Here is a 12,747-nt window from a genome sequence, read left to right as displayed (position 1 = left end):
ATGGTTTACAATAATTCTTTAAAAAACAGATCAATCTTTCTTAGGTCATCCTTGGCCAAATGCTTTATGACCTCACCCTTTTTGAAGATAATGATCCCATCGGGCGCCCCGGCGATCCCTATATCTGCTTCCATGGCCTCCCTTGGACCGTTCACCTCGCATCCCATCACGGCTACCACCGTGCCATCGGGCAAATCTTTTATCAAAGGCCTTATTTCATCTACTACCTTTGGTACGTCCAAGCGTCGCCTCCCGCAAGTGGGACAAGATATTATCTCCACTCCTTTTTTTCTGAGTCTCAAGGACCGAAGCAGGGCATATCCTGCTTTAACTTCTTCTGAAGCCGGCGCGGACAAACTGATCCTAAGCGTATCGCCAATGCCTTGAGCCAAAAGCAAGGCCAGACCGGCGGCTGATTTTATGAGCCCTTCGGGCAGAGCTCCTGCCTCTGTTATTCCGATGTGGACAGGATATTGGGGAAAATGTTTTGCAAGCAGCAGATTTGCATCGATCGTTTCGCCTATCGATGTCGATTTGCTCGAAATTATAATATCTTCGAATCCCATATTTTCAAGAATTTTTAGCTGTTCTTCTACTGCCAAAAAAAGTGCCTTTGCCCTATTTCCCTTAGCTCGCGCCAATTGAAAGTTATTTATCGAACCGCTGTTAGATCCAATTCTTATTACTGCTTTTCTTTCTCTTGCTATGCTTATTAAGTCGGCAAGTCCATCTTTCGGCATATTGCCAGGGTTTATTCGGATTGCTTTGCACCCGGCCCACAAAGCTGCCTTAGCTAGATCGACATTGAAATGAATGTCCGCCATTATTGGTATCGTTGAAATATTTAAAATCTCCTTTAAAGGTTCAAGGCAAGTCATGTCGGGAAAAGCTACACGAACTAGCTCGCATCCCTCTTCTTTTAGTGTATCTATTTCTTGCCTGCAAGCCTCGATGTTTGCTAGGGGCGTTTTTAACATGCTTTCCACCCTTACAGGAGAATTTCCACCTATTGTAAGAGTTTCAATAGTTACAGTTTTCCTTTGAGTCAACACCTAAATCACCTACTGAAGATCCTGGCTATGTCCTGCCATGTAATAAGGGCAATGAGAGCAAGCAATACAACCATCCCGATAAAATGGACCTTTTGTTCGATGTATTCGGGCACCTTTCTGCGGAATATCATTTCTACAGTGACAAAAAGCAGCCTTCCGCCATCAAGTGCAGGGAACGGTATTAGGTTGAATAATCCCAGATTGAGGTTTATTATTCCAAGAAAGAATAAAAAAGTCCATAAACCACTTCTTGCGGCCTCTCCAGCCATCTCAGCGATTCCCACAGGACCGGTCACGTAGATCTTTTGACCGCCAAATATCCACATGACAAGTGAACTAAATATGTTTTTGGTCATTTCCCATAGATATTTTAATGAATACTTGAAAGCAGAAAAACCTTCGTATCTGATCTGTGCGGGTCTGATGCCCAAAATATAGGTACCTGTGGTGGGGTCCAGTTTAAGGGTTACGTCTTCAAATACCAGCTGCCCTACATCTGGGCGCTCTACGACAATCGTCAGGGGCTTGTCAGCATAAGTTCTTAAAGTAGAAGCCATCTCAAGCCATGTTGTTACTTTTTTATCGTTTACTGATGAAATTACGTCACCAGGACGAAGACCCAGAGATTCAGCAGGGTAGCCTGGCATAAGTTCGCCAATCCTTGCATGTTCCATATCGAGCACGCCATGTCCCCACAAAAAAAAGGTGGCAATTATTATGGCTAGCACGACGTTGGTTATGGAACCGGCGGCCAGTATAAACCACCTGCGCCATGCGCTTTGGGCGTTAAAGCTTCTTTGCGGATCCTCGATTTCGTCGTCCAGGGCTTCGCCCATGCCGGCTAGCCTGACGAAACCTCCTATTGGAAAGATTCTGATGGACCAGAGCGTCTCTTTCCCCCTTTTTTTGAATATGGCCGGTCCCATGCCAAAGGCGAACTCGAGTACTTGAACGCCTAATAACTTTGCTGAAAGAAAATGGCCAAACTCGTGGGAAACAACGCATACTCCTATTACTATTATGAAAGAAACTAAGGCAAACATAAAGCTCTATCTCCTTTCACTAAAGAGGCGGCACAGTTTTCTTGCTTCGCAACGACCGAAATCCACGAGAGAAATAGCTTCTTCTAAGCTGTTTATATCCGACGGTCCATTGTAAGATAAAAGCGTCTTTTCCAATAGGGGGGAAATATCTACTATAGATATCTTCCCTGTCAAAAAGGCTTCCACCGCAATTTCGTCTGCACCTACTACAATTGGCGGATAGGCATTGCCCATTTGTAAGGCTTTCCTTGCCAAAGTGTAGCAGGGGAATTTACTTTCGTCTATTTCCAAAAAATCCAAGTCACACTTGGTAATTCGCGGATGATAAAAGGCAGGGCCCATCTTCAGGCGCTTAGGATAGGACAAGGCAAAGGATATAGGGATTCTCATATCCGGTTTGCTCAAAAGTAATTTTGTACTGCCATCGCAAAATCGCACGCAACCGTGAATCAATGAGGTAGGCTGAATTATGGCTTTTACCTTTTCAAGTGGCATAGAAAAAAGATAACAGGCCTCAATGATTTCGAATCCCTTATTAAGTAAGGTAGCGCTATCGACGGTGATTTTGGCCCCCATGCTCCAGGTGGGATGTTTTAATGCATTTTTAGGGGATGTGTTTTTCATTTCTTCATAACTTGAATGTAAAAAGGGTCCACCAGATGCCGTTAGGATAATTTCTTCGATTTCATTTCCTTCTTCGCCCAAAAGGCACTGCCAAATCGCACTGTGTTCACTGTCAATAGGGCGAATTTGATCGGGAAAGCTAGTCATTTTCATTATCCAAGGTCCGCCAACTATCAAACTTTCTTTATTGGCCAAAGAGACCTCGATTCCTTTTTTAAGCGCCGCTGCCAAGGCAAATATAGCTTCGGTTCCGGAAGATGCAAATGCAATATGGTCAAGTTCTTCTTGAACCAGCTGCATTAATCCTTCTTGCCCTGCTAAAACCTTTACGTCCTCGTAAAAGGGGATGTAGCTTGATGCAGCGGATTTGTCGAAAACGACCAACAATTCCGGATGAAATTCCTCTTCTAGTTTTTTTAGTCCCTTTAAGTTTGATTTGACTGCCAACGCCATGACCTTGAAAATCTCCGGAAACGTCCTGCATATGTCAAGGGCAGCTCTTCCAATAGATCCAGTGGCTCCAATGATGGCTAATCTCTTTTTGTTCAACTCAATATCACCTCAAAAACCAAAAATATCAGCGTAGAGTTAATGAGTATGCTGTCGAACCTATCCAAGAATCCTCCATGTCCAGGGATTAGAGTGCCACTGTTTTTTACGCCCACTTCCCTTTTAAATAAAGACTCGTATAAATCACCTATTTGGCCGCCAACTCCGACCAAAGCACCCATCAATATCCATGGAAGTGGCGGTATTTTTAGGCAAAACGAAAGAATCACGGCACAAAAGAGACTTCCCACAAGGCCGCCTGCAAAACCCTCCAAAGTCTTTTTGGGGCTGATATTGCGCGCGAAGGGGGTTTTGCCGAACTTCCTTCCGATCAAATAGGCAAGCACGTCACAACTCCAAGTACAAAGGAATAGGGAAAGTAACAACTTTCCGCCGAAGGGTCTTTGTCTCAGTATTACCAAAAACGACCATGGGAATACTATAAATATGAGCCCGCTTGATATACCGCTCATGTTTAACAAAGCGGAACTCTTACCATGTGATGTTCTCCTGAATATTTCAATAGCTAAAGTAACATAAGATTGTAAAACTAACAAGACGGTTATGGTCAAAAAGGATTGTCCCCTGAAAGCCAGGTAGATTATCACTGCGCCCACTATCAGACCGACACCCTTTGATACGTGGCTAAAACGGGAAAAGAGGTTGTAGTATTCCCACAGGGATGCCAGAGCTATGATTGAAGATAAAATAAACCAGAGACGATCACCCATGTAAACTCCGCCAAGTATGCAAATTACTATGATGGCGCCACTAATTGTGCGAATTTGCAGTTCGCTCATGAAGGTCAAATCCCTCCGTATCGTCTTTCTCTACTCTGATATTCCTCGATGGCTTTGCGTAACTCCTCTTCATTAAAATCAGGCCAAAGGACATCGGTGAAGTATAGCTCACTGTAAGAGGATTGCCAAAGCCAAAAGTTGCTTAGCCTCTTTTCTCCACTGGTCCTGATGATTAAGTCTGGATCAGGTAAATCAGGAAGATAAAGATAGCCTCTAAAATCCTCCTCATTTATCCCCTTTGCTTTGTCGTTATCCTTTGGACTTGCCTCCAAAATTCTGTTAACGGCATCTATTATTTCTTGCCTACCTCCATAATTTAGACATACTACAAGATCCAGTCTATTTCCTTCCTTTGTTTCGCCTTCTGCCCATTTAACTAGATCTTTTAAGTCGTCCGGCAAAAAGTCTATGCGTCCTGAAAAGCGCAGACGTATATTTTCCTCTTTAAGTTTTTTAATTTTACACCTTATGAAATATCGAAATAGACCAAATAGCCCATAAATCTCGCCTTTCGGACGTTTCCAGTTTTCGGTGGAAAAGGCAAAAAGTGAGATGTGTTTTACGCCCAACTCGAGCGCCGCAATTACGGTCTTTTCCACAGCTTTAACGCCTGCGTAATGCCCGATTATCCTGGGCAGTCGTTTTTGTCTCGCCCATCTTCCGTTGCCATCCATGATGATGGCAACGTGAGCGGGCACTACTTCTCCCTTATTCTCCTTACTTTGTCCCACTGAGCCTTTACCTCCTGTATGTCCTGCCAGGTCAAATGTCTGGGGCTTCCGACCTTTCGCGATTGGTTTCTGAGCAAGTAACTTGGGTGAAACATGGGCATAAGTTTAATTCCATACCAATCAAACCACTTACCCCTTAGCTGTGTGATCCCTTCGTGGGTAGTTTTGAGCAACCACTTGGTTGGCGTATTTCCCAAGGTGACCAAAATTTTGGGTTGGACAAGTGAAATTTGAGCAAACAAATAATCGTTGCAGGCAGAGCATTCCTCCACCGAAGGAACTCTATTCTGGGGTGGCCTACACTTTATTACGTTTGTTATGTATACCTCTTCTCTTTCAATGCCCGCAGCGGTTAGGATTTGGCTTAACAATTGACCTGCGCGTCCTACAAAAGGTAGCCCTTGCATGTCTTCATCGGCACCAGGACCCTCTCCAACGAACATAAGTTCGGTCTTTTTTGCACCTTCTCCGAAGACACTTTGCGTCCTGCTTTTGCAAAGGGGACATTTCTCGCACCCTTTAACCTTTTCTTCTAGCGTCTCCCACGTCTCATCTATTTTTTGAGCTATCTCATTTTCAGTTAAAAAATGAAGTATTTTAGCCATCATTTTCCCTCCATCCCTCGATCAGCACGTTTATTTCGCCCATGTCCAAGCCGGTCAAAAGAGGCAAGACGATAAAAATCCTTCGTTGAACCTTAGCACCTACTTCTAGAAAGGTATATCTACCTGTTCTCACGGTCAGCGAGACGCTAATCGAGACCATCCCCTCATCTTCGGTCTTTACCCTGACGCTTTTGACTTCAACCACTTGAGAGTCCAGAGAAGCTACGTGCCTGGCGATTTGCTCGATGGCATAAGGGCCTATCTCAACTTCGCCGTAATAGCTAAATGGTGGCCTTACAATCGTCTTTTCTGCTTCATCTGCTCCACCCCGCACATAAGCAGACCAAAACGTTTTAAGGCGACCTACAACTTTGCCGGCGAAATTGCGCCTAACTTGCACGTAAGCCACTGGTATGACATGTTGTTTTTTAACGTGACGTTCCCTCAGAGCTTGTTCTATTTCTTCTCGCGTGGCAACTTCTTCTATATAAATATATCGTTCAGGCTCCGGAAGCGATAGTCGCTTGCATATTTTAAGGGCCATATCCGTAGAGGTTGCAACCACCAAGATCGTGCAAGGTGCCGCTTTTTCAAGAACTTTTTTAACTTGGATTCTGTGATCTGGAAACTCAAAAAGGGCCCTTCTGATGGCCCTTACCTGATTTTGTTCGGTCTTAGCGCTCTTTCCGCAAACGATCTTCCCATCTTTGATTAAAAGACCATCGTCTATGATGTAATTTGCCCCAAATTGCCTTGCTATAAAGTGTGTCCTCTGGCTTTTGCCAGTGCCTGCGGGACCTACGAAGGCAATGACCTTAAAGTCAGTTGTCAAGTCGCATCATCAACTTTCTAAAAATACCTACGAACTGCTCGTTTTCTTCGGGCAACCCGATGGATACTCTCAGGTAACCATCTAAGCCTAAGTCGCTTGCGGGGCGCACTATTATTCCTTCTCTCAGTAACGCCTCATACATCTTACGTTCATCATCCACCTTTATTAAAATAAAGTTGGTAACAGTTTCCCTTACCTTTGCCCCCATATTAATAAGAGCTCTAGTAACCTTTTCCTTCTCGAGTAATGTTTTGTCTCTGATTTCCTCGATATAGTCATCTTCTTTTAAAGCGGCAATAGCCGCTGCTTGTGCTATTGAGTTAACATCGAATACTCTTCTCACCTTGGCGTATGCCTCTGTAATGGGCTTTGGAACGATACCATACCCTACTCTTAAACCAGCTAGTCCATATATCTTAGAGAATGTCCGCAATATCAAAACATTGCCAATCTGATGAAACAGTTCTATTCCACAAAGATATTCAGGATCAGTCACAAATTCTGCATAGGCTTCATCGACGACTAATAAAATGTTATGTTTATTTAAGAAAGCCGAAAGTGTCATGAGATCGTAGCGTGGTAGGAAAAGTCCCGTTGGATTGTTTGGGTCGCATAAAATTAGCAGTTTAGTTTTGCTGGTACAGGCATCCATTAGGTCAGTTACGCTTATCCTCAAGTCTTGATCCACGGGAACTTCTATGCAAGTACTTCCACGAGCTAATGCGGCTAGTTTATAAAGCGTGTAACTTGGCTTTGCGATCACGACCTCGTCGTCTTCTTCGAGCAACGCCTGAAAAAGCGCAAAAGTTACTCCTTCGGTGCCAGTTCCAACAATCACCTCTTGTATAGAAACTCCTAATTTCTTCGCGATAGCCTTTCTTAGCGAGTAAGCTTCGGCATCGGGATAGCGGTTAACCTCACAGGATGCTTCTTCTATGGCTTCAATGACGCTACTGGGAAGAGGCCAAGGGTTTTCATTGGAACAGAGTCTAACTACATGAGTCAAACCCAATTCTCTCTTTAGCTCACCTATTGATTTTCCCGGTTTATAAGGCTCAACGTTCATTATTGACTTACGAATGAAAGTATCTATCCACATGTTTACATCTCCCGCCGTTGGTCTTTAATTATATATCTTCCTTCGTGACTTCTGCTGCTCTTTCGTCAATCTGTGCGCCTATAAGGGTTAATTTCTCGACCATATTTTCGTAACCTCTTTTGAGATGTTCGACATTGTAAATAATAGTTTCGCCCTCCGCCGCTAAGCCTGCCAAAACAAGGGCAGCGCCTCCTCGTAAGTCTGTAGCGTAGACCTCGGCCCCGATCAAATTTTCTTGACCATGGACTATCGCGGTATTGCCCTGAAGTTCAATTTGAGCGCCCATCTTTTGAAGCTCACTTGCGTGCAGGAAGCGAGCTTCAAATATGGTTTCATGTATTATGCTTGTCCCATCTGCAAGGGAAAGAAGCGCCATCATCTGCGGCTGTAAATCCGTGGAAAAACCGGGATAAGGCATGGTCTTAAGGGTTATGCCATTAGGTCGTCCAGGGTTAAGCACGCGCAGGACATTTCCGTTATTTATTACTTCAATGCCAGCCTCGTCTAGCTTAGCTAGCAGTGCGTTTAGGTGTTCAGGTATTACTCCCCTGATTGCAACATCACCATGCGTTATCACGCCAGCCAAAAGATATGTGGCAGCCTCGATGCGATCTGGTATTATGGTTATAGAGGCAGGATTCAATTCTTTTTTGCCTTTGATGCGCAATATACCTGTTCCTTCTCCCTCTATAACAGCTCCCATTTTTCTAAGAGCTCTGACTAAGTTGTCTATTTCTGGTTCCCTGGCAGCATTTTCAATCAGAGTTTCACCATCGGCTAATGCGGCCGCCATGAGTAGGTTTTCGGTCGCTCCTACAGATGGGAAGTCCAGATAAATTCTAGTTCCCACAAGTTTGTTTGCCTTCGCTATTACAGCACCTTTGTCCAGTGTTATTTGAGCTCCCATCTTGGAAAGACCTTTAAAGTGAAGATCCATGGGCCTGCTGCCAATGGCACAGCCCCCTGGAAGCGGCAATATTACTTTGCCGCAACGGGCAAGAAGCGGGCCCAATACCAAGGAGGAGGCTCTCATCTTTCTTACGAGCGAAGGAGGCATCTCCCAAGCAAGCTCGTCTTGTATCTCAATGGTCATGGTGTGATCATCACGATCGACTTTGGCACCTAAACACATGAGAAGCTCACTCATGGTATGTACATCTAACAGTTTTGGTACGTTACGGAGGCTAATCTTTCCGTTGTACAAAAGAAGAGAAGCAGCCATAATGGGCAGTGTAGCATTTTTTGACCCCTGAGCTATCACCTCTCCCTTTAAAGGTCTTCCCCCTTTTATCGTTATAAGACCAGACTCTAAGCCTGCTTTCATCTTCTCTCACTCCCTAGAACAAGGCTTGTTTGTGTTTGCCTTTATATGTATATGTTTACTCAATATATTGACGATGATATCGGCAGCCTTTCCCTCGCCGAAGGGAAAACTTGCCTTGGACAAAAGCTTTGTTTTGAATTCGTCATCCTGCAAGATCTTAAGTGCAAGCTCGACGATGTTTGACGGTTGTCTTCCGGCGAGCAAGGCAGTTCCTGCACTTATGGCCTCTGGCCTTTCGGTGACATCTCTTAAAATTAAAACTGGTTTTTTTAAAGTGGTAGCCTCTTCTTGAATACCGCCGCTATCGGTCAATATCAGGGTACTTTTATCCATAACCCAGACGAAATCATCATACTCTAAGGCATCGCACAAAATGACCCTGGGATGGTAGCTCAAATGTTCTTGCCAAGTTTCTCTGACGAGTGGATTTTTGTGCATGGGTATTATAACCCAAAGGTCGGGGATAAGCTTCACTATTTCCATTATAGCCTTGCAGACCGCCTCAAGGGGCTTGCCCCAAGATTCCCTTCTGTGAACCGTTACTAGCAAGAGCGGAACGTCAAGGGGCAATTTCTCCTTTAAAAATTCGGGATCCTTGTTCAGTTTTTTGACCATCATTAAGGCGTCTACCACGGTGTTACCGGTTACCCAAATCCTTGTTGGGTCGCAGCCTTCTTGTATGAGGTTGCTTTTTGCCATTTCAGTAGGAGCAAACCAAAAGGTAGCAAGTTTATCGACCATAACTCTGTTGGCCTCCTCGGGGAAGGGAAGGTACAGATTACCACTTCTAAGCCCCGCTTCTACATGACCCACTTTAATTTTCCTGTAAAAAGAAGCTAAGGCCGATGCGAATGTAGTAGTGGTATCTCCATGCACCAGCACGATTTCGGGTTTTATTTCATCCAGTACACATCCCACCTTTGTCAATACAGCAGACGTGATATAGTCCAGGCTTTGTTTTTTCTTCATGATAGAAAGGTTGCAATCAGGGGTTATGTTAAAAGTTTTTAATGCCTGGGTTAAAAGGTCGGTATGCTGGCCAGTGGCCAACACGAAACAGGGCAGTCCTCGCTCCTTTAACTTTAGTATCACCGGAGCCATTTTTATAGCTTCGGGACGAGTGCCTATTATACAACAAATCGTTGACATAAGATGACCTCCAGCTGTCATAATAATCTTGCAGGATAGAACAGCTTAAAAAATCTTCAAACTCAGAGTAATCAATATCGCATGAAAAGACACCATAAAAACCAACACCATAAAAGGATATAAACCTCTTCGAACAAGGCGATGATGTATGTGTTCTTTGTCTGGAGAAAATGGGGAAATACCCTTTGCGATCCTACGGAGTACGGCAAAAGACATATCTAAAAATGGGATCCCACCTGCTAAAGCTAAAAATACACAAAAGGAAATGAAAGATTTTGTCAAAGCATTGGATTCAAAAAGACAATACAAGAGCAAGCAAGAGTGAGTAAATCCGAGTAACGTGCTTCCACCGTCTCCCAGAAATGTCTTCGCCTTCGGGTAATTCCACGGTAATATGCCAAGTGTAATTCCAATCCCAAAAGCCCAAAAGATGCTTTTAAAAGTATAAAGAAAGATACATGAACTTATGGCGAAAATGCAAAGTGCCAAGCCATTCATGCCGTCGATCATATTATAAGCGCTTATCATGGCAGCTATCCATATCGATGCAACAAGCCAACCCCAAAGGGGCAGGTTTCCGTTTTTATACAAGGGGATCAAAACTATAGTTGAGGCAAGCAAATGCAAGGTGAGCCTCAAGATTGGTGACAAACTTTTCATGTCGTCCAAATATCCAACCATAAATATTGCACTTGCGCACCACGCAAAGAGCGTAAGATTGACGTCGATACGACCGTGACATAAAAGGATAAATAAAAGCAATCCGCTCCAAAGCACAATACCCCCTCCTCTGGGGGTGGCCTCGCTGTGGAGCTTTCTTTTCTCGGGCATGTCGATAATGTCATATCGTATAGAAATTGGTACGGCGATCTTTGTCGCCGCCCATCCCCATATGAAAGCAAAAAGCATTGAGATTCCCATCTCGATCATGATCTTGTCATTTAGTTCCAAATAGTCGATCGCCGGCATCTCCCAATCCGGGCACTATGTAGCCATGTTCGTCCAGATGGTCATCTAGCGCGGCCATGTAAATGTCGACGTCAGGGTGTGTATCCTGCACTCTTTTTAGCCCTTCGGGAGCAGCTAACAAGCATACCAAAGTAATTTTCTTTCCACCTCGTCTTTTTATCAAATCTATAGCCAAAGTAGAGGAACCTCCCGTGGCGAGCATTGGATCGACGATGAAAATATCCCTTTCTTCTATGTCTCCGGGCAATTTGCAGTAATATTCAACAGGCTGTAGCGTTACTGCGTCTCTGTAAACTCCTATGTGTCCTACCTTGGCATTGGGGATAAGTTTTAGTATACCTTGAATCATTCCAAGTCCTGCTCGCAGGAGGGGAATAACTGCCAACTTCTTACCAGCAATAGTCTTGGCATGTGCCTTTGCCAATGGCGTTTCTACCTCAATTTTCTCTACGGGTAGATGTCTGGTTATCTCGTACACCATCAATCCGGCAATTTCTTCTACTAGCTCTCTGAATTCCTTGACACTGGTTTGAGCGTTTCGTATAATCCCCAATTTGTGTTGTACCAGGGGATGATCTATGATTACTACCCGTCCATTTGAATTATTTATATTGCTTAAGAAAACCTTATCTTCATATGCTTTTATCTTTTCAATGCGCCTGGCATGCCTGCCTCCTTTAAAGGGCGTTTCAAGCCAAACATCTATGATCTGTAAAGCTTCATCGATATTCATGACTCTGCCCCCCAATACCAAGATATTGGCATTGTTATGGAGTCGACTCATCTTCGCCATGTAAGTGTTGGTACAAAGAGCGGCATATGCACCGCGAACCTTGTTTGCTGCAATCGACATTCCTATGCCGGTGCCACATGACAGAATGCCGCGGTCACACTCTCCGTTGGCTACCATCTTCGCCGCCTTTATTCCGATATCAGGATAATCAACAGGTTCTTTATCGGAATCGGTCCCCAAATCCAATACTTCTATTTGCTTTTGAATTAGGTATTGTTTGGCTGCATTTTTTAAAACGCAGCCGGCATGATCAGCTCCAAGAACGGCCTTCACCTTACTACCCCCTCGAAAATATATCGCTCAGAATTTTGCCAGCTACCGTGTAAGGGTCGATCCTTCGGGCAGATAGTGCATCTATCAAATCCTCATCGCAGCATTCTTTCCACTTTTCTTCCACTATCTTTGCTATCTCTCGCTTTAAAATTTCTTCGACTTCCATCTTTATTCTTGTTGTGAACCTCTTTTTGCCTTCGGCACTTTCAGATAAGTATTTTTTATGGTCCAACAAAGCCTTAGAAAGTTCTTCTATCCCTTCGCCGCTCTCGGCGATGGTTTCAATTACCGGGGGCCTCCACGCCATGCTCCCGCAGAGATCTAGCATAACGTTGACTTCAGCAACTAGTCTATCGGCACCCTCGCGATCTGCCTTGTTAATGACGAATACATCAGCTATCTCCATTATACCCGCCTTCATTATCTGAACATCATCGCCCATGCCGGGAACGAGGAGTAAACAAACAGTATCGGCAATTTTCACTATGTCCACTTCAGACTGGCCCACGCCCACTGTTTCGATAAATATTACATCCTTGCCACAGGCGTCTAATATCATAGCAGCTTCGTATGCAGCCCTGCTCAGTCCTCCAAGTGACCCCCGAGTACCCATGCTTCTTATGAATACGTCTGGATCCAATGCATGACTTTGCATCCTGAGTCTATCGCCCAAAATTGCACCACCACTGAAAGGGCTTGTTGGGTCTACGGCTATGACGCCTATTTTTTTGCCAAGTTTTTTGAAACTGCTAATTAACTTATCTAAAAGAGTGCTTTTTCCGGCTCCCGGGCTTCCCGTTATCCCTATAATGTGGGCATTCCCAGTGTACGCATATAGCTCCTTCATTATCTGACTCGCAAAGGATGACTCGTTCTCAACCAATGAAATTAACCTTGCTATTGC

Annotated in this window: 13 protein-coding genes; all 13 read right to left on the bottom strand. The window is 44.3% G+C overall.

What is annotated here, in order from left to right:
* Nucleotides 1–5 precede the first annotated feature (5 nt).
* Entirely contained in the window at nt 6–1,052 is a 1,047-nt protein-coding gene (ispG, locus tag Q7P41_RS01630; RefSeq protein WP_303881644.1) for a (E)-4-hydroxy-3-methylbut-2-enyl-diphosphate synthase, read from the bottom strand.
* A 5-nt stretch (nt 1,053–1,057) separates the two neighbouring features.
* Entirely contained in the window at nt 1,058–2,095 is a 1,038-nt protein-coding gene (locus Q7P41_RS01625) for an RIP metalloprotease (RefSeq protein ID WP_303881642.1), read from the bottom strand.
* A 6-nt stretch (nt 2,096–2,101) separates the two neighbouring features.
* Complete coding sequence (gene dxr, locus Q7P41_RS01620) at nt 2,102–3,268, bottom strand: 1-deoxy-D-xylulose-5-phosphate reductoisomerase (RefSeq protein WP_303881640.1); 1,167 nt, start codon at nt 3,266–3,268, stop codon at nt 2,102–2,104.
* Nucleotides 3,265–4,068, bottom strand: a complete 804-nt coding sequence (locus tag Q7P41_RS01615; RefSeq protein WP_303881639.1) for a phosphatidate cytidylyltransferase — start codon at nt 4,066–4,068, stop codon at nt 3,265–3,267. The genes dxr and Q7P41_RS01615 overlap by 4 nt, the downstream gene beginning before the upstream one ends.
* A gap of 5 nt (nt 4,069–4,073) precedes the next feature.
* Entirely contained in the window at nt 4,074–4,799 is a 726-nt protein-coding gene (locus Q7P41_RS01610; RefSeq protein WP_303881637.1) for an isoprenyl transferase, read from the bottom strand.
* Complete coding sequence (locus tag Q7P41_RS01605) at nt 4,766–5,404, bottom strand: uracil-DNA glycosylase family protein (protein WP_303881645.1); 639 nt, start codon at nt 5,402–5,404, stop codon at nt 4,766–4,768. Before Q7P41_RS01605 ends, Q7P41_RS01610 begins: the two co-directional genes overlap by 34 nt.
* Nucleotides 5,397–6,236 carry a hypothetical protein gene (locus Q7P41_RS01600; RefSeq protein ID WP_303881636.1) on the bottom strand — a complete coding sequence of 280 codons (840 nt, stop codon included), beginning with the start codon at nt 6,234–6,236 and terminating at the stop codon, nt 5,397–5,399. The genes Q7P41_RS01605 and Q7P41_RS01600 overlap by 8 nt, the downstream gene beginning before the upstream one ends.
* Nucleotides 6,226–7,335: a histidinol-phosphate transaminase gene (hisC, locus tag Q7P41_RS01595; RefSeq protein ID WP_303881634.1), complete on the bottom strand. Its 1,110-nt coding sequence runs from the start codon at nt 7,333–7,335 to the stop codon at nt 6,226–6,228. The genes Q7P41_RS01600 and hisC overlap by 11 nt, the downstream gene beginning before the upstream one ends.
* A 28-nt stretch (nt 7,336–7,363) precedes the next feature.
* Complete coding sequence (gene murA / locus Q7P41_RS01590) at nt 7,364–8,659, bottom strand: UDP-N-acetylglucosamine 1-carboxyvinyltransferase (protein WP_303881633.1); 1,296 nt, start codon at nt 8,657–8,659, stop codon at nt 7,364–7,366.
* A 6-nt stretch (nt 8,660–8,665) separates the two neighbouring features.
* The gene (wecB, locus tag Q7P41_RS01585; RefSeq protein ID WP_303881632.1) at nt 8,666–9,808 is read right to left on the bottom strand and encodes a non-hydrolyzing UDP-N-acetylglucosamine 2-epimerase; all 1,143 of its coding nucleotides are present in this window, start codon (nt 9,806–9,808) and stop codon (nt 8,666–8,668) included.
* 45 nt (nt 9,809–9,853) lie between these two features.
* A complete protein-coding gene (locus Q7P41_RS01580; RefSeq protein WP_303881631.1) occupies nt 9,854–10,777 on the bottom strand; it encodes a glycosyltransferase family 4 protein in 924 nt (307 codons plus the stop codon).
* Entirely contained in the window at nt 10,746–11,843 is a 1,098-nt protein-coding gene (upp, locus tag Q7P41_RS01575; RefSeq protein WP_303881630.1) for a uracil phosphoribosyltransferase, read from the bottom strand. The genes Q7P41_RS01580 and upp overlap by 32 nt, the downstream gene beginning before the upstream one ends.
* Nucleotides 11,844–11,847: 4 nt before the next feature.
* The coding region (meaB, locus tag Q7P41_RS01570) for a methylmalonyl Co-A mutase-associated GTPase MeaB (protein ID WP_303881629.1) at nt 11,848–12,747 on the bottom strand (900 nt) is incomplete at its 5' end.

The organism is Acetomicrobium mobile (assembly GCF_937920065.1).
Note: the sequence above shows the minus strand (reverse complement) of the source record. Positions and strands in the feature narration are given on the sequence as shown.

Bases quoted from the DNA above. Each gene is read 5' to 3' on its own strand.
- Q7P41_RS01580 (WP_303881631.1), bottom strand. From the start codon at position 10,777: ATGCCGGCGATCGACTATTTGGAACTAAATGACAAGATCATGATCGAG.
- Q7P41_RS01615 (WP_303881639.1), bottom strand. From the start codon at position 4,068: ATGAGCGAACTGCAAATTCGCACAATTAGTGGCGCCATCATAGTAATT.
- hisC (WP_303881634.1), bottom strand. From the start codon at position 7,335: ATGTGGATAGATACTTTCATTCGTAAGTCAATAATGAACGTTGAGCCT.
- murA (WP_303881633.1), bottom strand. From the start codon at position 8,659: ATGAAAGCAGGCTTAGAGTCTGGTCTTATAACGATAAAAGGGGGAAGA.
- Q7P41_RS01605 (WP_303881645.1), bottom strand. From the start codon at position 5,404: ATGGCTAAAATACTTCATTTTTTAACTGAAAATGAGATAGCTCAAAAA.
- wecB (WP_303881632.1), bottom strand. From the start codon at position 9,808: ATGTCAACGATTTGTTGTATAATAGGCACTCGTCCCGAAGCTATAAAA.
- Q7P41_RS01625 (WP_303881642.1), bottom strand. From the start codon at position 2,095: ATGTTTGCCTTAGTTTCTTTCATAATAGTAATAGGAGTATGCGTTGTT.